At 54.5% G+C, this 21,623-nt stretch carries 15 protein-coding genes; 10 read left to right on the forward strand and 5 right to left on the reverse strand.

Annotated elements, in window-relative coordinates; all coding sequences use genetic code 11:
• Positions 1 to 162 precede the first annotated feature (162 nt).
• Positions 163 to 855, reverse strand: coding sequence for a DUF4397 domain-containing protein (locus BG842_RS25885; RefSeq protein WP_069453035.1), 693 nt, complete (start codon positions 853 to 855; stop codon positions 163 to 165).
• 1,854 nt (positions 856 to 2,709) lie between these two features.
• Between BG842_RS25885 and BG842_RS25895 the strand changes: the two genes are divergently transcribed.
• From BG842_RS25895 to BG842_RS25905, 3 genes are all read left to right on the forward strand, one after another.
• Positions 2,710 to 3,417 carry a metallophosphoesterase family protein gene (locus tag BG842_RS25895; RefSeq protein WP_069453037.1) on the forward strand — a complete coding sequence of 236 codons (708 nt, stop codon included), beginning with the start codon at positions 2,710 to 2,712 and terminating at the stop codon, positions 3,415 to 3,417.
• Between the two features lie 33 nt (positions 3,418 to 3,450).
• A complete protein-coding gene (gene ppk1 / locus BG842_RS25900) occupies positions 3,451 to 5,757 on the forward strand; it encodes a polyphosphate kinase 1 (protein ID WP_217493379.1) in 2,307 nt (768 codons plus the stop codon).
• Between the two features lie 725 nt (positions 5,758 to 6,482).
• Complete coding sequence (locus BG842_RS25905) at positions 6,483 to 9,251, forward strand: PEP/pyruvate-binding domain-containing protein (protein ID WP_217493380.1); 2,769 nt, start codon at positions 6,483 to 6,485, stop codon at positions 9,249 to 9,251.
• An 18-nt stretch (positions 9,252 to 9,269) separates the two neighbouring features.
• Here BG842_RS25905 and BG842_RS25910 read toward each other — a convergent pair whose 3' ends face one another.
• The gene (locus tag BG842_RS25910; protein ID WP_069453039.1) at positions 9,270 to 9,521 is read right to left on the reverse strand and encodes a hypothetical protein; all 252 of its coding nucleotides are present in this window, start codon (positions 9,519 to 9,521) and stop codon (positions 9,270 to 9,272) included.
• Positions 9,522 to 9,597: 76 nt separating this feature from the next.
• Between BG842_RS25910 and BG842_RS25915 the strand changes: the two genes are divergently transcribed.
• Positions 9,598 to 9,816 (forward strand): hypothetical protein, encoded by a 219-nt coding sequence (locus BG842_RS25915; RefSeq protein ID WP_139136275.1) that lies wholly within the window; start codon positions 9,598 to 9,600, stop codon positions 9,814 to 9,816.
• A 240-nt stretch (positions 9,817 to 10,056) separates the two neighbouring features.
• Here the strand turns inward: BG842_RS25915 and BG842_RS25920 are convergent, their stop codons facing one another.
• Positions 10,057 to 11,019: a hypothetical protein gene (locus BG842_RS25920; protein WP_254663494.1), complete on the reverse strand. Its 963-nt coding sequence runs from the start codon at positions 11,017 to 11,019 to the stop codon at positions 10,057 to 10,059.
• 502 nt (positions 11,020 to 11,521) lie between these two features.
• On the opposite strand from BG842_RS25920, the gene BG842_RS25930 reads away from it, so the two are divergent.
• The 4 genes from BG842_RS25930 (at position 11,522) to BG842_RS33365 (ending at position 14,608) form a co-directional block, all read left to right on the forward strand.
• Positions 11,522 to 12,868 carry a S8 family serine peptidase gene (locus BG842_RS25930; protein ID WP_217493381.1) on the forward strand — a complete coding sequence of 449 codons (1,347 nt, stop codon included), beginning with the start codon at positions 11,522 to 11,524 and terminating at the stop codon, positions 12,866 to 12,868.
• A 182-nt stretch (positions 12,869 to 13,050) separates the two neighbouring features.
• On the forward strand, positions 13,051 to 13,620 hold the full coding sequence (locus BG842_RS25935; RefSeq protein ID WP_069453049.1) for a TATA-box-binding protein: 570 nt from the start codon (positions 13,051 to 13,053) through the stop codon (positions 13,618 to 13,620).
• A 329-nt stretch (positions 13,621 to 13,949) separates the two neighbouring features.
• Entirely contained in the window at positions 13,950 to 14,072 is a 123-nt protein-coding gene (locus BG842_RS32645; protein ID WP_256388578.1) for a hypothetical protein, read from the forward strand.
• 260 nt (positions 14,073 to 14,332) lie between these two features.
• On the forward strand, positions 14,333 to 14,608 hold the full coding sequence (locus BG842_RS33365) for a HalOD1 output domain-containing protein (protein ID WP_175424301.1): 276 nt from the start codon (positions 14,333 to 14,335) through the stop codon (positions 14,606 to 14,608).
• A 1,353-nt stretch (positions 14,609 to 15,961) separates the two neighbouring features.
• Here the strand turns inward: BG842_RS33365 and BG842_RS25940 are convergent.
• Complete coding sequence (locus BG842_RS25940; protein ID WP_069453044.1) at positions 15,962 to 17,374, reverse strand: Na+/H+ antiporter NhaC family protein; 1,413 nt, start codon at positions 17,372 to 17,374, stop codon at positions 15,962 to 15,964.
• A 121-nt stretch (positions 17,375 to 17,495) separates the two neighbouring features.
• Entirely contained in the window at positions 17,496 to 18,602 is a 1,107-nt protein-coding gene (locus tag BG842_RS25945; RefSeq protein ID WP_069453045.1) for an FAD-binding oxidoreductase, read from the reverse strand.
• Positions 18,603 to 18,729: 127 nt separating this feature from the next.
• On the opposite strand from BG842_RS25945, the gene BG842_RS25950 reads away from it, so the two are divergent.
• Entirely contained in the window at positions 18,730 to 19,491 is a 762-nt protein-coding gene (locus tag BG842_RS25950) for an IclR family transcriptional regulator (protein ID WP_069453046.1), read from the forward strand.
• Positions 19,492 to 20,867: 1,376 nt separating this feature from the next.
• A partial coding sequence (locus BG842_RS25955; RefSeq protein WP_139136276.1) for an FAD-binding oxidoreductase occupies positions 20,868 to 21,623 on the forward strand: 756 nt, incomplete at its 3' end.

Below are 21,623 nucleotides of genomic sequence, written 5' to 3' on the forward strand. Positions count from 1 at the left end.
TCCTTGCGGTTCGCTTGCTGTACGTCAGGTGGGACAACCCCTGTCGCAGAGTCGATGGAGGACAACCCCGCGACGGTGGAAACGTATCTCGATTTCGTGCACAAAAAAGGGCGATACGCCAGACCTCCTCGATTCTTCACCCGTTTTCTGTCGGTATCGACGTCACCGACGGGCATCAACCGCGGTGACGAGGTCGAACGCTTGCGATGAGTCAATGGTGGTGACCAGTCCGACGGCGAAGGCGGTCACGACAGTCCCACCAGTGAGTGAGACGGGAAACGTCCCGACGGAATCCGTTTCGCCTACAGGAGTCACACGAAGCGTTGAGGACCTGGCTGGGACGGTGAGATAATCGCTCGCGTTGCCGAAGCCGAGATCAGAAACGAGTTGTGTGCCATCCGCTTCGACGTCTACCGCTGGCGCATCCGGCGAGAGATGGATCACACGAAGTCGAACCTCGTCACTCGCTGGGACGGTATTGTCGTCGACGTAAACCTCCGAGTCCGGGCTTTGCAGTCTGCCCGTCGCTGCGACGGTGTAATCTGTCCTCGATTCGAGGGTCGCCTCTCGTTGGACACTGCTCACTTGCGGCTGACCGACTGGTACCACCCGAATGGTATGCTGTCCGGAAGCGAAGTCGAAGTACCGACTCACTTGTTTGTACGAGAGGTCGTCGATGATTCGGGTGCCGTCGACGAAGACGTCGACAGGCGGTCCGCCGGGAATCGCGTAGATTCCCCGAACACGGGCCATATCTGCTCCGTCTGTCGTTGTTTGCGCGGCCGTGACTCCACTGAAAACGGAAACACCCCCAAGACCGATGGCTTTGAGAACGTTTCGTCGTGTCTGTTGCATTTTCTTCCCCCAACTGTCCTTCGACGGCCGAGGACAAAATGTTGTTTCGATATACTCTCTGTATGGTTGTGGATTTATTTGGTGACGCTACGGAATTGAAAAGCGGACCTCAGGTCTACTCGGCACTACTTATCACGGGCTGTACGGGTAATTCTGGAGTAGAGACGAACGGGGGTGGAATCGAACCACCGGGGCCACGAAGTGGCCGCCATCGACGTGAGGTCGATGGTGCTTCTACCAACAAGCAACCCGTTCTTGCTTGGTATTCTGCTCACGCGAGCGTGGAAAGGTCGTGCCGGAATAGGAGGCACGACCGCCTCGGCGTGAGTATGACGTGCGACACGACGTTGGGCAGCCGTGTTCGAGCGTGTAGGAACATGGCGACGCGAAAGTCTCCTACAACGCCCGCACTCCATCTAAGGACCGCATCTGGTATTGTTATGCGGTGCCTTCTGTTGATTTATTCGAAAGGAACACACTGAAACGGTCCCTGAACCGATACTCTATCGACCCAATCACACCCCGCGATTTCTTCTGGATATCCGCTGCCGAGGTAGACAATGGAGATGCTCATTTATTAGGGGGTCCAGAAAAGTTGCGAATTCTTATTACGTTGGACGCGGAAGGACAGGTATCATGTCACTCTCCGCCAAAGTTCGGGGGTGGTTGTCTGGGGATGAGAACACCGTTTACGAGTGCAGGCATTGCGGAACGACACTCATGTCCGCTACACAGCAATGTCCCACCTGTGGCTCGACTGAAATAGTGACGTACGACGTCTCCTGATTCCATTTTGACGGGATACCCAGTGTGACCGCCAATTTCTGTTGTAGTGATTATTAACAGTGTAAACGGTGACCGAAGAATAAATCACACTGTAGTCAGTCAAGGAGATACTGAAAGATTCTGTGGAGCGGTAAATAGGTAGAATACAACGTTGCATTAGCAACGAACAGACCGACTGGTCGTCAGGCGTTACTAGATCGTAACGTCGAGTGGAAATCGCCTTGACACCAAGCCAAGTGTACTGAAACCAGCAAATCCATAAACGGACATACTGCAATGTCGATACCACAATTGGACTGCAACGAAAGGGTTGAACAGTGCGAAAATTGTGTGTCGGAGACTCCCCACAGTGTATCGGTCGAACTCATTACGGAAAGTGAAAAGGAGATGAACGCTGCATTCTCCCGGAAGCCGTATCGAATCACGGAATGTATACGCTGCGGAACGAAAACCCGCCAGCGGATCGAGCATCGGCAATGACTCATGCTAGCATTGCACAAAGATTTATAAACTGACGAGTCATATATCTAGTTCCCAATCCACCTGCTATGTCCACCGAACCACGGTCGACTCGTCCGCAGTCGATCGAACTGACCCTTCCCGCCAATGAGTACTGGACCCTTCACCACGTACTCCTCCACCGAATTGACAGAGAAACAACTGCAGATAGTCCAACCGTCGTTGATCCGCCACCAATCGAGATCTTCCAAGCATTCGAAATACTCGACACTGGGCAAACAACCTTCTCCATTGGTCAGGTAGAGGCAATGCAAGAGGTTCTCGCCGAGTACCACCATTCAACAACCTGGTGGGAGAGCGAACGGTCTCAAATCGAACAGCTTTTGCATCATCTCGCGACCAACCTTGATGGAGCCCCCGGTCCCCACCGACAGTAGCTCTTCCTTTCCGGTGTGCGGTTGGTCGCGCTCGTAACTCTTCCAGCCGTTCCGCCAACGATACCTTTGCTCCACGATACGCGCTGTGAATCACAACTATATAGTGCTATTTAGACAACTTAGCAATTGGTTTATTGGGATCGGTAGCGACACATATACCACGAACAGTTCTATGAGCCGGACTCCTCGATTCAACGATTCCATCGAAGCACAGCACCAGCACGTGGATGCCGATGCTTGGGACGACATCTTCATCATCGGCGATATTCACGGCTGTCTGTCGGAACTCGAGACACTCTTGGATAAACTGGACCCAAGCGAAGACGATCTCGTGGTGTTCGTGGGTGACCTCATCCGGAAGGGACCCGACAATCACGGTGTTGTCGATCTCGTCCGCTCATCACCGAACATGCTCTCGATTCGTGGAAACAACGAGGAGAAGCTGCTTCGGGGAACCAAAGTAGTCGACGACCTAACCGAAGAGGACCTCGAGTGGATTCGTGGACTTCCGGTCGCGATTTCGTGGGAAGACACGCTCGTCGTCCACGGTGGAATCGACCCTCGGATGGACCGCAAAGACCACACGGTCGACGACCTGCAGAACACTCGCTCACTCGTACCCGATGGAAGCTACGACCCCCCGTTCTGGTGGGATAGGTACGAGGGTCCAGAGTGCGTCTTCTTCGGCCATACCGTCCTTGAAGCACCCGTTCATACCGAGAACGCCGTCGGCCTCGATACCGGCTGTGTTTACGGTGGCGAGTTGACTGCTTACGACTGGCGGAAAGGCGAGCTCATGAGCGTGGATGTCGACCGGACAGTTCAACAGCGCAAGGACTCCAAATTCATCAACCCTGGTTCCGTCCCAGTGTCGCACTAACCCAAAAACAACCGACTACCGAATCACGATGAGATGACGGCAGACGAAGACGCAGACGAATCAGCACAGCACGTAGATGCCCATATCAACGGCGATGGCTCAAAGACGAGTCCACCCAAGAGAGTGGCAGTCAACGAAACTCCAATCCGAACTAACGCCGACTCCGACGGTGAACGTGATGAGGCGCCAACGGACAACGGTGACCAAGCGACAGCCATCGATTTGGAGGCACCGGAATTCTACCTCAATCGCGAACTGAGCGAGCTCGCTTTTCAGCGGCGAGTTCTTCAAGAGGCGCTCGATGACCGCAATCCACTGTTGGAGCGCGTGAAATTCCTCTCCATCTTCACACAGAACATCGACGAGTTCTTCATGAAACGAGTTGGCGGACTCAAACAGCAGATGGCCGCCGGAGTGTCGGAGCTCACCCCGGATGGTCGCACGCCTGACCAGCAGTGGCGTGAAATCCTCCCGACTACCGGTGAGATGTTCGAGACGCAAAACCGCTGCTACCACGAGGACATCAAACCCGCACTCGACGAGGCGGGAATCCACATCGTTGACCTCGAAAGCCTCGGAGATGACAAAAAGAAGTCACTACGGCGATATTTCGAACAATCCGTTCTCCCAACGTTGACGCCGCTTACGTTCGACCCTGCGCATCCGTTTCCGTTCATCTCTAATCTCAGCCTCTCGCTGGCGGTCATCACGCGCGACGATTCAACAACCGAGACGGTGAAATTCTCCCGCGTGAAGATTCCACAGAACCGTCCCCGATTCATCCGACTTGATGAGCTTCTAGACGAGGATAGCGGCTGTATCGACACTGACGCAAATAGCGACGATGATGTGACCTATATTCCACTCGAACAAGTCATCGAGGCGAATCTGGATCTCTTGTTCCCGAATGTGGATATTGTTGATACTGCCCTGTTTCGCGTGACGCGAAACGCCGAGGTAAGGCGGAACGAGGAAGTAGCGGAGGGACTTATCGAAGTCATCGAGGACGTCCTCAGACAGCGACGCTTCGCGACTGTCGTCCGACTTGAAGTCGCTTCAGGCATGTCCCCAACGGCACGTGAACTCCTCACCGAGCAACTCGGTGTCGACGAACGCGAAGTTTTTGAACTGGAAGGCCCTCTCGACTACCGTGGCCTCTTCGATTTAGTGGACCTGAACCGGCCGGAACTAAAACTCGACTCGTGGACCCCACAAATACACCCCCGATTCGCAGACATCGATCTGAACAATCCGTCAGAGCTCTTTGCGGAGATTCGCCGGAAGGATGTCCTCATTCACCATCCATACCACTCGTTCTCGAGCACGGTCCAGACGTTCCTCGACACGGCGGCCAACGACCCGGAAGTGTTGGCAATTAAAGCTGCCATCTACCGGACGGCGTCGGACTCGCAGGTCATCGAGAGTCTCATCGAGGCCGCGAAGAACGGTAAACAGGTCGCCGTGATGGTCGAACTGAAGGCACGGTTTGATGAAGAAAACAATCTCCGATGGGTCAAGCGGCTTGAGGAAGAGGGAATCCACGTCGCATACGGGACCATCGGGTTGAAAACGCACTCGAAGACGGCGCTCGTCGTCCGAGAGGAGGATGACGGTGTCCAGCTCTACTCACACGTCGCCACGGGCAACTACCACTCAGAGACGGCGAAGACCTACGCCGACCTCGGACTCATGACGACCGATCGTGACACCGGACAAGACCTCGTCAAACTGTTCAACTTCTTTACGGGCCACTCGCTACACGAGCAGTACCGCAAATTACTCGTCGCGCCCGAGAATATGCGTGAGAAGTTTGTCCGACTTATCAGACGAGAGGCTGAACACGCCCGGAAGGGGACGGAGGCACGAATCGTCGCGAAGATGAACGCGCTTGAAGATCCCGAAATCGTAAGAGAACTGTACGAGGCATCGATGGCGGGTGTCGACATCGACCTCGTGGTCCGTGGAATCTGTCGACTCCGACCCGGAATCGAGGATGTGAGCGAGAATATCGATGTCTACAGCGTTGTTGGCCGATTTCTTGAACATTCGCGTATTTTCTATTTCCACAACGAGGGGCAGTCGGACTACTACATTGGTTCGGCCGACTGGATGACCCGGAATCTGGACCGGCGGGTCGAAGCCATCGCACCCGTAGAGGATTCAGACCTTCGGGAGGACCTGCAGACGATTCTCGATATCATGCTCTCGGACAACCGTAAACGCTGGCAGATGGATGCTGACGGGGATTACGAACAACTCAAGCCTGCCGACGGCGAGCCGGTTCGAAACACCCACCAGCGACTTATCGACGCCACGAAGGAATCTGTGCTTGAAACGTAGCACCGGCCACTACCGAGCGATTAGAAGCTAATTTTACAACTCCCCACTGTTTGCAGATTATAACGGAAACGAGTGTATGAACAACTCAGCCGCGCACGGGGCTTTCTTTGAAAAAGGGACGAGACCTTGCTTTCCACGTCCCAACTGTCTCGCACCTTCGGGGGCAGAAAATCAGAATGCGTACTTGGTTTATCAACCCTCCGGAAATAACTATGGGTATTACTGTCTATTTTAATCTACATATGGATATATATGGCATGGGTGTTTGGATTTATTTGTGATGAGTTTCAAGCTGGATTGCCTCTGTGGCTGTGATTTTGTTGCGAGAGGAGATAATCAACGCAAAGTTGGGTACGAAGCGATGGCCCATCTTGCCAGAGAACATCGGATGCCAGCAGACCCCGGCGAATTAGCGAACTTTGCAATTCCCGCCTATGACGATCCGAGAGAAACTCGTCGGTGAGTTCCGGTCTCGATGGTTCGTTCCAATCGATAGTGCTTTCGGAGCAGCAGACAAGCCTTGCGTGGTTTGACGCTCACCGAGAAGAATCCCTGCTGCCCATATTATCTGTTTGTCGATATTCGTTTTGATATGCGTTTTCAGATTCGACTGAAAGCATACTCCCTGGCGGAGCTATTGTTATACTTCCTCGACACGTAGAGATTCACAAGTAATTGCAATGTCAGAGTATTCTAACGGAGGTGTCGTACGGTGGTTTTACGACATGGACGCCGATGACATCGACGTGGCTGGCGGCAAGGGAGCGAACTTGGCTGCGTTGGCACGGGCCGGCCTCCCCGTCCCCAACGGGTTCGTCGTTACGACCACCGCATACCGCTACCTGGTCGATTCACCACAGATTCGCGATGCAATCGACCGATTGGAGGTGGTCGACCCGGCCGACACTGATACACATGCTGTGGTCGCGGCCGAACTTCGGTCGTTCATCGAGAATCGTGAATTCAGTGCGTCCGTCGAGGCGGCAATCACCGACGCGATGGCATCAGTCGAAAGCACTGATGGCTTCGCCGTCCGGTCAAGCGCCACAGCCGAGGACCTCCCAAGCGCGTCGTTCGCCGGTCAACATGAGACGTTTCTGGGTGTGAAGACCGGTGACGTCCTCGACCGCATCCGTGATTGTATGGCGAGTCTCTTCACCGACCGGGCGGTTGCCTATCGGGCGCGCAACGGCATCGCTCACGCCGATACGGAAATGGCCGTTGTCGTCCAACCGATGGTCGACGCGACAGCCGCGGGTGTTCTCTTTAGTGCAGATCCAACGACCGGGAATCGACACGTTTCGTCGGTCGATGCGAGTTTCGGTCTTGGAGAGAGCATCGTCGCTGGCGACGTCACGCCGGACCACGCTCTCGTGGACACCCGGACCGACGAGGTACTGGAGTACACGGTCGGTACGAAGACGGTTGCCGTCGAGTTACACAAGGACAGCACCGCGAGCGAGGGAACACGGAAAATCGGAACCGAACAGACGCGAGCCGCTGAAACGAGTGGGACTGAAAGGGTCGAACTCCCATCGGACCGACAGGAGTCGCGTGTACTCACCGACGACCAGCTTCGCACCCTCGTCCGGCTGGGCGAACGGGCAGAAACACTACTTGGCGCACCACAGGATGTCGAATGGGCGCTCGTTGACGGCCAGTTCGTCCTCCTGCAATCCCGCCCCATTACGTCGTTGTTCCCGCGGCCGTCACCGGCACCCGACGACGACAGCCTTCATGTCTACATCAGTATGGGTCATATGCAGGCAATGCCGGAGGCGATGCCGCCCCTAGTCCGAGACGTGTGGCGGACCTATACCGGGAGCGCGCTCTCCGCAATCGGTCTTGATTCCTCCCTCAGCAACCCGACGGTCGAAGCCGGGGGCCGGGTCTTTATCGACGTCACTCCATTTCTCCGCCACCCCGACCTTCGGTCCGGGATGATCGAGCGGATCGCCGCGGTAAACGAACCAATATCTGCCAGTCTCGACGCTATCGTATCGCGACGGCCCAAGGAGTTCGAATCTCGCGGAATCACCATCGGTGCACTCCCGAGATACGTCGCGACGGCCGGACGAGTGGCCCGACTGGTCGCCCCTGCGGTACCGCGCATCGTTCGGAACGTCCTCGGTGTGCTGGCCGGCCGCGAGACTCCCATCGACGACAGATCCTGGGCGCTTGTCGGCGAGCTCTTCCTTGGGCGAGTCGCAGATGCTCCAACCACCAAAGCCCGGGCTCGGGCCGTGTTCGAGGACATCGACATCAGACGGTTCCTCCGTGAGGTTTACCCGCAAATCAGTCCGTTGTTCCTCGCGTTCGCGCTCGGTGGCTGGCTCACGCGAACGTTCCCTGATCAGCCGGAGGATGTGAACGCGATCGGCCGCGGGTTCGAACGCGATGTCGTCACTCGCATCAACCTCGGTCTTGGCGACCTCGCCGACATCGCCCGCGACCATCCGCCGGCCGCCATTGCCCTCCGCGATGGCGCCTCCCTCGCCGATCTCGAGAGCGTGGAGGGCGGAGAAGCCTTCCGCGAGGCGCTTGCTGCTTTTCTCGACGAATTTGGCCACCGAGGAACCGGCGAAATCGACCTCAGTAGGCCGCGCTGGCAGGAAGATCCGTCCATGCTCCTTGCCGTCGTCCGGGCAAACCTTGCGGACGAGGGCGCAGGCGACCACCGCAAACGTGTTCGGCGTCTCGCCAACGACGCCGAGGTAGCCACCGCGCGTCTCGAAGCGCGTGCCGACCACGGTCTACTCGGGCCGCTTCGCCGACGCTACGTCCGCTGGCTCATCCATACATACCGCGATACGATTTACTTCCGTGAGTTCCCCAAACAGGAGGCCGCCCGGGCGTTCTCCGCGTGGCGAGCGGCGCTACTGGACGCCGGGGAGTTGCTCGTTGCGAAGAACGAACTCGACCAGTCGAACGACGTCTGGTATCTCCACAAGGACGAATTGTTCGACGCGCTCGATGGCAAACGTGTCGACGTCGATATCGCCGCCCGACGACGGGAGCACGCGCGTAATGTCGACTTGGACGCGCCACCCGTGTTGACGAGCGAAGGTGAAGCCGTTCGTGGCCACGCGGCCCGTGAAACGGCCCCCGAAGGTGCGCTTGTCGGAACTGGTGTCTCGTCGGGTGTCGTTGAGGGGATGGCCCGCGTCATTCGTGACCCAAAGGCCGCGACGGTCGAACATGGTGAGATACTCGTCGCGCCCTCGACTGACCCAGGATGGACGCCGCTGTTCCTGAACGCCGCCGGGTTAGTCTCCGAAGTTGGTGGCGCCGTCAGTCATGGGGCACTCGTCGCCCGCGAGTACGGTCTGCCCGCTGTCGTCTCCGTTCATGAAGCGACAAAGCGGATTCGAACTGGGCAACACATCCGTATCGACGGGAGTCGTGGTACGGTCGAACTGCTCGACACACAATCGGCGACCAGTGACGAAGAGCACGTGGAGTACTCCGAAACCGATTCAAGCAGAGTCGACTAGTCTCGGAACTCCATTCTTTCAGCTTTCTTTTGAAACCCCGAGTCGGTGATGAGTTCCGTCGGTGGCATCCTCGGATTCGGACTCTACGTCCTGCAACAACCTGTGACGACCGACCCCGTCGTTGTGATGAACGTGTTCGCGCAGATGCTTCCCGTGTCGATCGCCGAGGTGGTCGTCTGCTGGATTGTTGTCGGAGGCAGCATCACCGCACTGTTGTGCGACCGCGGCGTGATGTCGACGGTGCTCTTCGGCGTCTACCACTTCGCCCACCGTCCGCCGTTCAACACGGTCGAAATGGTCGGCCTTCTCACCGTCATCGGTGTGGGGACGGGGGGTGATTTACTTCGTGAGGGGCTCGTTCTACGGGGCACTCGTCTTCCACAACTGCATGGCGCTGATCGGCATCGTCTCTTCGCTTGCCGAAACCGGCCAGCTCGAGACGTACCAGCAACCACTCGTTTCCCTCTTGGCGACGGCACTGGTCGGGTTGACCATCCTCGTTGGCGTCGAACGCCTGTTCATCACGCCTACCCGATCCGGTGAAACAGGGGTACCGACTGCCTGAGTAGGCCTGCCGAAGTACAGGGTATACAAGAGGATGATGGGCGTTGCCAGATTCTGTCGGAATCTGGGTGCCAATCAGAAATGGTCGATTTCTGATCGCGTTGACGAGACGGTTTGCGTCTCTTTCTCACTCAAGAGCCTCAATCTTGTGAACGCTGTATCACCTCCCTACCCGCTCGTTCCGCTCGCTCCTTGAGGAAGGGCGCTTAGCGCCTGCATTTAGCTAAACACTTGCGGTGAATCAGCTCGTCTGCGGTTTGAAAATGTTGGTGAGACGACCGACGAATGAGTTTTGCGCCGTTGGATCGGCAATGGTTTCATAGTTACGCTGGAGCACACCGTCGCTCGTCATTTCAAGAATTGTCAACCGACCGTCTGTGTCAAGCTGATCGATATCTTCGCCGACCACCGTTCCAGATGTCGTAACCAGCAGTGCATGTGCGTCCATGTCCACCGCGACCGTTAGTAGGTGTGCAATATCACTCTCGTAGGGTCGTTCGTGTACCGCAGCGATGATGTGGTCGTCCAGCAATTCGTCCTGCGCATAGACGTGAACAGGAATCTCCTCGCCCGAACTAGTTCTCACCGTCGTGTCGATCTCCGTCCGCATCGTCCGATTTTTGAATGTCTCGACGACTAATTGGCGTGCAGTTAGTTGCTCTTCGACCCATTGTGCTCCCTGGTCTGTGAGATAGTATTGATAGAGAATTCGCTCAGCCGCCCGCGTCGGCTGGGTAACGAGGTGACAGTCTCGACAACGGAGTCGGTGTTCCGCGGATTCAAATATCAGATCACAGTTTTGACAGGAGTTTGCCGCGTCAGATTCCAATTGATCGAGCGATTTGAGGCCTATTTCACACTCTGGACACACGATGTCGTCATCATCGACGAACTGTTCCTCCATTCCTTCGTGATCACACTCCGTATGCCGATATCGCTCCGTCCGAATCGTCTCTGGAGAGCCACAGGACGGACAGGCGGACGTGTACTGCATCCCCTTTGTCTCGCATCGAGGACAGATGTACTGCTTCTCTTGAAACTCTCTGTGAAGCCGGTCCTGTTCTGCAAGCATCTCCAATACATCAACAGGAGCACCGTCCTGTTCGTCGAGTCGAGCGTTTGCTTCAGGATAGGTGACCTTGCCTGTCTTGATGTCGACAGTCGGCTGAATCCCATTCAATGATTCCTCCCAGAGGTCGGTCATCAATCGAACAATTCCCGGTGAAGCCATACACCAGAAAACAGTGGAAGAGTATTTAATTATCAGCCGACTATTCCTGGCAACTGTGATTTAGGCACACACATACCAAGTCGATGTGAAACGGCACGGTCAGCTTGAGGTTGAACCCTCGTAGCTCAAAAACAAGACAGAGAAGCGGTGGATAGAGCGTTCACGAGTGGCGATAAGACAATACTACTGTACTGGATTGCTGATTCCTACTCGGGTGAGTATCTGAGTCAGAAACAGGGGGATGAGAATGAGGGGTAATAGATATCATTTAGACATGTGAGACCCAAGCTCGGAAAACCGATGGGTAGTCACAAATTCGACCGACAATTCTGGTGTGCCAATTCGCAGTTAGACTACGATATACGCGTACAGCATCATCTCGGAAATCTTAAATTTAAATATATTGATATCATCAAGTTCATTTTCACTGTGGCCACTATATATTTAATCCTGTGGGTATTGCTAGTGATTGGCAATGGAATCCTATAAAATGGATAGAAGCACCAGTCGGCGGAACGTTCTCAAAATCGGAGGAGCAGCGGTTGGTGGACTTACGGTCGGCTCTCTCTCAGTCGGTGGCAGTAGTGTTGGCCGCTATCTGATGAAGCCAAAAGCAGGTGCAAACCTGTCTCGTGTCACCGTTGAAGAAGAGCTCCCAGAAATCGAGTATATTGCCGTTAGTGGGCAAGAAGAAGACGTCAAGAGTACTGCGATCGAATACGCTCCCGATCCAATCCTCGATCTGGACGAACCAACGGTCAATTCTCAAGTGCCAGCCGATGCACTCGATTCCGTTGATGAGCCGCTCTATGAATTACAGTGGGACAAACAGGACCTATCCGTCCCGGAAGCGCAGACCGTAACGGAGGGCACAGGCATTCGGGTGGCCGTCATCGACTCGGGTATTGCAGCAGACCATCCCGATCTCGATAACGTCAATCTCGAGCTCTCAGAGAATTTCAGTGGGGATGGCCTTGGTGTCGGCTACCCGTATGGGGGATATCACGGAACCCATGTCTCGGGCATCATCGCGGCAAACAACAATAACGAGACGGGGGTTCTCGGCACTGCACCAGGTGCTGAATTAGTCGACTGTCGAGTATTCCCGTATGATGAGGGGGCCCCATTTTCGGTCGTGCTGGCGGCGGTACTCCACAGTGTGGAAATCGATGCAGATATCGCCAATATGAGTCTCGGCGGATATGCTCCCCGCAGAGAGTATGTCGATGACGGTCGATACGGGAAATTCTATGGGGAAGCCCTCAACCAATCGCTGACCTACGCGAATCGTGAAGGGACGCTCGTCGTCATGTCGGCTGGCAATAGTGGCGCTGATCTTCAGCACGATAAGCAATGGATTAGTCTGCCAAACGAGGGTGCGCAGGGATTGAGCATCAGTGCAACTGGGCCAATCGGATTCGAGTGGGGTGACCCGGGACTTGAAGAGGACTTTGCGAGTCCAGCATTCTATACGAACTACGGAACGAATGCTATCGATCTCGGTGCCCCGGGCGGAGATGCAGATTTGGAGACCGAGAATCCACTGTGGTATCTTGATCTCGTACTGAGCACCGTCGCTGAGTTCAAACGGAACGAAGATGGCGACATTACCGGTGGGCCGTCGTATTCCTACGGATGGGCAGCAGGGACTTCGATGGCAGCACCGAACGTCTCGGGTGCTGCCGCCCTCGTAAAGGCGAATAATCCCGACTATAGTCCTACGCAACTCAAATCTGCACTGAAACAGGCTGCCAGTGTACCCTCTGGGTACGATAAGAGATATTACGGATCTGGGTATCTCAACATTCTCGACGCGTTGTAGTCCTACTCTTCGTTTTCGTCCATCGTAAGTCGCCTCAGCGGCCTTCCGAAGTTTCGCTAGTAGGCTTGAGTTAGTATGTGATACTAACCACCGATACTCAACACTCGGAATTAGGGAAAAACGGCGGTCTATATCGACCGAGTGCCAATTGAATTAGTATCTTGGAGCGTGATAGTAGCTCAATGAAATCGCAGCCGTCGTCAATACAAGTCGAAATAGAGAATATTGTTGCCACTACTACAATCGACCAGGAACTCGATGTTGCACAACTGGGTGCCGATTTACCGTCCGGGACGTATGATGCAGAGCAATTCCCTGGCGTAATCTGTCGATTACCGACGGTTTCGGCAACCATGCTACTATATCGCACAGGCACTATCACCAGCACTGGTGCGAATAGTGTTCAGGATGTCGAACACGGGTATCGCGAGCTATTCACACAGCTTCGTGATCTCGGAATTCCTGTGACGGAAGAGCCATCGATTTCGATAGAAAATCTGGTTTCGAGTGCTGACCTTGAAACGTCGCTTAACCTCAATGCACTCGCCATTGGGTTGGGGATAGAAGACATCGAATACGAGCCAGAGCAATTTCCAGGACTTGTATACCGGCTTGAGGAGACGTCACTGGTCGTTCTCCTCTTCAACAGCGGGAAGCTCATCATCACTGGTGCGAAAACGAAAGCCCAGGCACAGATGGGCGCTAAACGAGTCAAATCACGACTTTCTGAACTTGGCGTTCTGAATGCATAGTCGATCTGTGTCGCTGCTCGAAGATGAACGATTCCCAGGGCTCAAACTGTGCTGTTCCTGAAGCGAAGTCAGAACCAGAGAGACATCACAAAGTCAGCGATTTCGACATCGGTGAGTTATACGAAATCGAGGTCATGAATTCGAATCTGAGCGACCAACCATTACCTGAATTGAGGCGCTAAGGCCCCTTCCTCAAGGAGCGACCGATGGGAACGGGTAGGGAGGGGATACAGCGCCGCATGCTTGTTCGTACACTATACTACGGCAGGCCCACAGGCCTACTGTTTTCTATAGGTATCTTTACAGAGTATTGTGTGTATCGTACTTATGTGGCAACGCGCAAAAACATCACCATCCGCGACGACCAAGAGGAGTGGGTTCAGGATAACCATCTGAACCTCTCGCGGTTCGTCCAAGACAAATTGGACGAACTCATCGAAGACCGTTCGTAGATGAACTACAACTCGAAGCAGGAAGCCCCGTCATCAGTGAGGCCGTCAGGCCGAGCAGGACGGGGTAGTTCACAATCGGATGATTTGACGTGAGCAATCAGTAGCGGCCAAAAATACAATTCTTCGTCATTACTACCAAACTGATATACGGGTCGATAAGTGCATGCAGAGAATAGTTTTCCAAAAGGTCACCTCCCCTCCCAATATTGGGCAAATCTTACAATACACTTATTCCCTTCTATTCACTATCGTCTAAACGAATGTCTGTCCGTAATGAGGCTTCAACGTTTTCAAGCACAGGCCGTTCGGAGGCAAGTACCGTTATTATTGAAGCCCTCCGAGAATACGATGGAATCGATGTAGAACGCGGAGAGTTCCGTCTCTATGATTTCATCGATCCGGATGCTCTGAATTCTATTTTCAGTCATAGACCAACGGCGTCGATATCCATTCAATTCGATATCCACGAGACGACCATCACAGTTTGGCGTACTGACGACACCATTCAGGTTCATGTCGAAAATTGTGGTGAGTGATATGTCCGAGGAGTAGGAATAATTTCTGTTTAGACACATTATGGACACAATCGTTCTAGTGACCACACACTTATACTTTTCACCGACTGACAGCGGCGTTCAATACGGTTTTTTACATTCGATGCTGGAGGGTAAACTCTCTCTTCACTAATCGGTGAGCTTCTGACGGGGATGAGAACACGACGGCCTTACTAGTCGATGGAATAATGCTTCGGCGTGGACGCCGAGTTCGGTCTAGTCGAGAGTCACCACCTGTGGGAACAGGAGATCGGTTGGCATGGTCGTCTCCACGCTCTGACAGATGAAAACAGGGCCAGATCGTTGGAGACGACCCATCCCCACTCTGTCAGCGATGCAACCGCGTTACTTCGTCCGGTCTGTCCAGTAATACTGATTAGTCAGTGTTTCCAGTATCACTGTCCGGGGAGTGGTCCTTTTTTTGAAGCCACGTCCACCGCTAGCGCATCCGACGAGTGATGAATCACGCGAAACCGAATCCCGTCACTTCCAGGGACTCTGTTGTCGTTGACGTAGACCTCCGAGTCCGAACTTTACCGTTTGCCCGTGGCGGCGACTGTCTGGTCCGCCTCCAATTCGAGGGTCACCGTTGACGAGACCCGTTATCAAAATTGATGGCGAGCAGTCTTGTACATATACTACAATAGAAATCGACACGGAACTGGTCTCGTCGTCACGTTAATCCGATAGTATGGCACCGAACCAACGGCTACATTTCTACACAGATTCTACGAGAGACACGACCTCACCGACGCTGTGTTTCCCGTCGGTCAATTTGTATACTGGGTTTCCTTGGCCCGATTAGGAATGAACGGCCGGGTGGACGATACCGACCGGAACCTCATCGAAAAGTGATTTCATACCCACAAAATGCGCATCGATTGTTTTCATAACTCGTGAGTTGGCAGTCGGGTGAACGCACGCGACTGAATTGTTAATATCATGCATTACTGCAACAACCAGACGCCGCATCGATCAGCTGATGACAAAACGCCGAGTCAAGTGGTGGTGAACTAGACAGTGACCTTACGTCCCGTCTCTTTGTCTTTGGATATGCCGGGATGATGTACGATTGGAGCGAAAAACTGCACGTTGTCTTTCAGCTTTCCGGGAAGAGTCAGCTGAATCGTACTGACCACTCCAACGAAACCACGGGTGGCTGGTCTCGTAGCGAATTGACTCCTGTTGCTAAATCATTTCTACGAGGTGGATGGTTCAACCCGACCTAACGCGTGAGAGTGTGAATCCCTTGAGGCCGAGTCCTCTTTTCTCCCTTAATGAGCAGGTCGGTCTAGCTGTTCTACGCACGAAGCCTGCTGACTTCTACGGGTTCTGTCACGGTGCGATGAATACACCGACCACAGCGTACCCAACCGCGGTAATTGTCCCTGCAGCGATAGCGTACGGGAGTTGGGTCCTAACGTGATCCATATGGTCGGAGGCCGCACCGAACGACGACAGGATGCTGGTGTCAGAGAGCGGTGAACAGTGGTCGCCAAACAGACCGCCACCGACGACGGCTGCGACCGCGGCGTACAGGAGCGGGCCGAAGGTGACTCCGTTCATGTTGAACGCTATCGGGACGATGATTGGGATCATGATGCCGTAGGTTCCCCACGAGGTCCCGCTAAAGAACGAGATCGCCGCCCCAGTGGCGAACGTAATGAACAACAACAGCGAGGGAGTCAACCAACCTTGCGTGATTCCGATGACATAATCAGGAGCACCAAGTTGCCCAGTAATCTCGTTAATCATGTACGCAAGTGCAAGAACCATCATCGCGGGGAACACGCCCTTGATACCGTCCGTAGAGGTATCGACGAGGTCTTTCACGTCATCGAAGTATCCCTGGGCGTACATCACGACAGCGAGGTACGTGGTCGCCGCCATGAACGCTGACAAGATTTTGACATCCTCCAGAACTACGAACGTGCCGATGCTGATCCCGAGAATGATGAGAACAGGGATGAAAAGGTGGAGCGTCAGGCTCGCGGTTTTCCCCTCTTTCGGCTCGATTTCCTCAATCTCGACGCCCACGAGCGGATTGGCATCCTCTCTGAGGACTTTTCCGGTAGAGCGTGCGCGACCTTCCGCTTTCTTCATCGGTCCGAAGTCGGAGACGACACCCGCCGCAATCAATCCAGCGAGTGCGATGGAGAGGACACCGTAGAAGTTGTACACGATCGAGTTCACGAAGACGTCGAGCGCGACAGTCTGATTCGGGACGTTCCCCTGTTCGGCGATGAGGCCCGCGATGAAGACCGCCCAGCCACTGATCGGGATGAGAGTTGGGACGGCGGCACTCGTCGAATCAAGGAGATACGCAAGTTTCTCACGGGAGACGTCGTGTTCGTCCGTCACTGGCCGCATCACAGGACCGGACAGGAGCGGACTGAAGTAGTCGCTAAAGAACACGAGGACTCCGAGAAGCCACGCCATCCCTTGGGCGCCATTATCGGATTCAACCCGTTCTGAAACCAGTTCGGCGAACCGTTCCGTCACTCCAGCGAGCATGAAGTAGGCTATCAAAATCCCCACGAAGACTTGGATCATGATCACCCAAATGAACCACCCACTGCCTAGGGCGTCTTGGAACAATTGAGCGGTCCCGGTGAAGGGGTCATTTCCGAGCATCACGACACCGACGACGGAGCCGAGCAAGAGTGAGAACACCGCGTTTCTCGTTTTAAATGCTAGTGCGAGCGCCACCACGACTGGTAGTAATGATAAGGCCGTGCCTTCGAACATACAGAAGGACTATTATAGTAATAGTATATGAATGTTACTGTCAAACATGGCAAGCGATGACAATAAACTAACTAGTGATAAAGCAGAGATCCTGGCAGGGGAAATGGGTATTGGAGGATACTTATGAAAATCGTGTCGGGGAGAGATACGATTCGACGGTGGAATCGACGTCTTCGCCCTTGATTGAGGCAGCCAAGAACTCACCGATTGCTGGTGCCAGCGTGACCCCGAGCCCGTTCATCCCAGCTGCGATGAAGAAGTCGGAAACGTCGGTTTCGCCGACGATTGGGACGCCGTCGGGCGTGAGTGTTCGGATACCAACCCATTCGTTGACGAGTTCGGCGCCGTCGAGTCGTGGAATCGCCTCTCGAATCCGTGCGTCGATTTCGAGGTAGAACTCGTGGTCGATTGACTGTGCACCCGCCGGCGTCAGTACCTCCGCGTCCTCGTAGTCGGCCCCGAAATTCCCGGCGAACACCTGATTCCTTCCCTCCCCACGGAAGTAGAGGCCGTCACTGAACTGGATGAACGGGAGCGAGAAGGAGTCGTCTTTTTGAAGCACAACGACTGGCCCGCGGTTATGACGAAATGGCAGCGACACACCTGCCTTCTCGTTCAGGCTCGGAGCCCACGGCCCCGCGACGTTCACTACGGCAGCCGCCGACCGAGTCCCCCTCTCCGTCTCGATACCTGTGACTTCACCGTCGTTGACAAGGATATCTGTGACCGGGGTCTGGGTCTCGACAGCGACACCGGCCGCGGAAGCTTCGCGGATGTAGTGTTGGATGATCTCTGACGGATCAAGATAGCCATCGGCTGGGGTCGCCATCGCGCCTGAAACGACGTTGGGGTCGAGGCCATGGTCGGCGAGCACGTCCGATTCGAGGAAGGATGCCTCGGCGCCAAAGTTCTCGAGCGTTGCCGTGAGTTCTCGAAGTTCCCCGACTTCATCGTCATTTCTGGTGACGTCGAGCGTCCCGATTTGCTCGAAACTGAGGGTACCATCCTGAATTAGTGGTTCGTATTGTTCCCATGAACGCGTCCGGAGTACGTGGCTCGACCGATCCGGCGTCGATTGATGCCAGACGAAGAGCGCGACAGAGTCCCCGGACGTTCCTGAACCGAGTGCGTCTCGTTCATAGAGGATAACGGGACGAGAGAGTTCGCGGAGATGATAGGCGAGACTGGCACCGATGATACCGCCTCCAATAATGACTACCGGGTCCATTACCACCCCGGTTATCGTCACCCAATAAAAAGCTTTTCACGATAATCGGTCTATAAATTAGGCTTTTGCGGAACAATTCGTTTGTCGATACCAAACAACTATATTAGTAGTCGCGAAGAGGTAACGTATGGGAACCAGCGAACCGGAACCGCGCTCTATCAAATCGGTCCGCACGTCGTTCGCAATCGTGGATGAACTCATCGACCGCCGGGGTGCCGGCGTTACCGAGTTATCGGACGCACTCGGGTGCTCGAAAACCACGGTGCATACGCACCTCTCGACGCTATCCCAGCTCGGGTACGTTCGGCAAGACGGTAACGAGTACCGCGCCAGTCTCGGGTTCCTCACGACTGGGAACCGGGTCCGAGAAGGATTCGATCTCTATCGCTACGGTGCCTCAGTTGCGAACTCACTCGCGGAGTCGACGGGTGAAGTTGTACACCTCGCCGTCGAGGAAGAGCAGGTGGTTCACTTCGTGCACGCGGCCCGCGGCGGCCCGGACGCGATCGAGTCCACGACCCCAATCGGGCGGACGGCATTACTTCACGCTACTGCGGTCGGGAAAGCGATGTTGGCTGATATGCCGGATGAGCGCCGCGAGGCCGTATTCGCCCAAGAGTTGGATTCGATGACGTCGCGGACGATCACAGACCCGGATTTGCTCCGCGAGGAACTCGACCGCATCCGCGAACGGGGGTATGCCGTGAACGACCAAGAGCAAGTGCTGGGTGCGCGGTCGGTCGCGTGTGCAGTAAAGTACGTATCGGGCGGTCTCATGGGTGCAATCGTCGTTAGCGGGCATGCATCTCGGTTCGACGACGCTCGCATCGAAGAGTTAGCGGCGAGTGTTAGAGAGGCAGCGAACCAGATCGAAATCGGTCAGGGATAACGGTGGCATCGGTAGGAGAGTAGAGATTTTGGCAATGACAAACGACAGATTGCAAATTTCTGACAAAGGTTACAGTACTATGTTTGTAATGGTAACAGTATAACCCTTTTCTACTGATTATTCACTCCACTGTATCATTCTCGGACGTCACGTATAGACGGCACTGTACTCGAATCAGACAATCAATTACAATGGGGCCCCCTGAACCGATTTCACGAGCCGACAGTTCACGGACTTTCCCGGCAGCCTCAGTAGCGAATTCTCACAAAGAGTGCTTTCTCGACGTACAGATTCGTTCCGCATCAGTTGAACTACATCCACGAAGACATCGCCTTTGTCTCGGTGTTAGGTATTAGCAAACACGGTTGCTCGCCAGTAAAGTTGCCAAACGAAACAGGGCCGCTTAAAATTTTGAATCACCTCGGTTACCCAGTTTTCATTACACTCCTATTGATGTAATGTGCCTATCTATTTGAATATCTTGTCTTACAGGGTAAAGCATCGGGCTTAGGCGAGAATTGCATTGTCGATCGCGGTGATGAAATATTAGCACCCACGCATAGAGAGCCGGAAGTTTACAACAAAAATGTGGTGGAGAGCGGTCTTAATCGTACTCTCCTCTACAGTCGAGCAAGGCGAGTGTCTCGGGATCAAACCCAAGGGTTCTGTATTCCACGATTCGTGTAACAACCTTCGACGAACCAGAGCGGACAACCGATTACGATATACGTCTCGTAAATCCGTGTTAACGGGGTTAGAGCGAATGACTCCGATCAATTCATCGATTTACACGATCAAACTGATTACGGGTTCGGCGGCGGTGGTTCGACTACTATCCGTATTCTACGATGCGTATCCTCTGTAGGAGTAATAACCAAACCGATTTCACGAGAAAAAGTTGGTTATTTTCATTTATTCCAAGAGAGATGAACATCCAGCTACCTTTGAAGGGAAGAGATTGTCATACCGGTTGTATCGGGTCGTTCCACAATGCGTGTAAAATAATGTCATCTATTCAACCCTACGACCATGTTATCATCGCTTTTCGTCGATAGAGAACCCCAATACCGCTCGCGCTGTTCTCGTGAATCACGTTTCTCACCCAGTTGGCTCACCGTCTAATACCCCGGTCGGAGGTTATCCCCCTCTTCTCGGCTCGACGGCTGCAATGGGCTGACCGTCGGTACGCCGAGAGCGAATTTTCCCACCCGGAAAATGACTAAAAGTTCGCCCCAACGTAACAACTGACCGCTGGCGTCAAGCTTGATGAAGGCACGTGTGAGCTTCGGCATCGAATCGTCTTTGTCATCTAACTTTCACCCTGAATCGCCACTATCATAATCGTTAATAGGAGGGGTTTTCAATGAAAGACCGTTATGGCTACCGACCGATCCCGGTCAACTCTTAGTGGGTCAGCGGCGCAACAAGATGGCGAAAGTATCTCTCGCATCGACGTAGCCGAGTACACATCGCTCGCGAGCGACCTCCGAGATGCCGTGGACGGACAGGTTCGATTCGACGAGTATTCACAAATTCTCTACGCGACCGACGGAAGCATCTATCAGGCTCGTCCCGCGGGCGTCGTCATGCCTCGTCACACCACCGACGTGCAAGAAGCCATCCGGGTCGCTGCGGACCACGGAGTCCCCATTCTCGCGCGCGGCGCCGGTTCGTCGCTCGGGGGGCAAGCGGTCGGTCCGGGTTGCGTCGTCCTCGATATGTCACGACATATGGACAGCCTTCTCGATATCGACGCGGACGCACGCGAGGCGACAATCGAACCCGGTATCGTTCAGGACGTCCTCGACGAACACCTCGCTCGCCATGGGCTGAAATTCGCACCCGACCCGGCATCTTCGAACCGAGCGACGGTCGGCGGCGGAATCGGAAACAACTCGACGGGTGCCCACTCCGTCCGATACGGAATTACCGATGCCTACACGGAAGAACTGAAAGTCGTCCTCGCCGACGGTTCGCTCGTCCACACCCGAGAGGTCGTACTCGACGGCGAGGAGTGGGACGAGATAGTCGCGAGGGACACCCGCGAAGCGGAGATCTATCGAACCATCCGCACGCTCGTTGAAGAAAATGCCGACGAAATCGAAGACCGATATCCCAAGTTGAAACGGAGC

It is taken from the genome of Haladaptatus sp. W1 (assembly GCF_001723155.1).
GTDB classification, from domain to species: Archaea; Halobacteriota; Halobacteria; order Halobacteriales; family Haladaptataceae; genus Haladaptatus; species Haladaptatus paucihalophilus.

What these genes read in the sequence shown, in the direction of transcription:
- BG842_RS25935 (WP_069453049.1), top strand. Translation starts at nt 13,051, where the DNA reads ATGAAATCGCAGCCGTCGTCAATACAAGTCGAAATAGAGAATATTGTT.
- BG842_RS33365 (WP_175424301.1), top strand. Translation starts at nt 14,333, where the DNA reads ATGTCTGTCCGTAATGAGGCTTCAACGTTTTCAAGCACAGGCCGTTCG.
- BG842_RS25905 (WP_217493380.1), top strand. Translation starts at nt 6,483, where the DNA reads ATGGACGCCGATGACATCGACGTGGCTGGCGGCAAGGGAGCGAACTTG.
- ppk1 (WP_217493379.1), top strand. Translation starts at nt 3,451, where the DNA reads ATGACGGCAGACGAAGACGCAGACGAATCAGCACAGCACGTAGATGCC.
- BG842_RS25940 (WP_069453044.1), bottom strand. Translation starts at nt 17,374, where the DNA reads ATGTTCGAAGGCACGGCCTTATCATTACTACCAGTCGTGGTGGCGCTC.
- BG842_RS25930 (WP_217493381.1), top strand. Translation starts at nt 11,522, where the DNA reads ATGGAATCCTATAAAATGGATAGAAGCACCAGTCGGCGGAACGTTCTC.
- BG842_RS25920 (WP_254663494.1), bottom strand. Translation starts at nt 11,019, where the DNA reads ATGACCGACCTCTGGGAGGAATCATTGAATGGGATTCAGCCGACTGTC.
- BG842_RS25950 (WP_069453046.1), top strand. Translation starts at nt 18,730, where the DNA reads ATGGGAACCAGCGAACCGGAACCGCGCTCTATCAAATCGGTCCGCACG.
- BG842_RS25885 (WP_069453035.1), bottom strand. Translation starts at nt 855, where the DNA reads ATGCAACAGACACGACGAAACGTTCTCAAAGCCATCGGTCTTGGGGGT.
- BG842_RS25945 (WP_069453045.1), bottom strand. Translation starts at nt 18,602, where the DNA reads ATGGACCCGGTAGTCATTATTGGAGGCGGTATCATCGGTGCCAGTCTC.
- BG842_RS25895 (WP_069453037.1), top strand. Translation starts at nt 2,710, where the DNA reads ATGAGCCGGACTCCTCGATTCAACGATTCCATCGAAGCACAGCACCAG.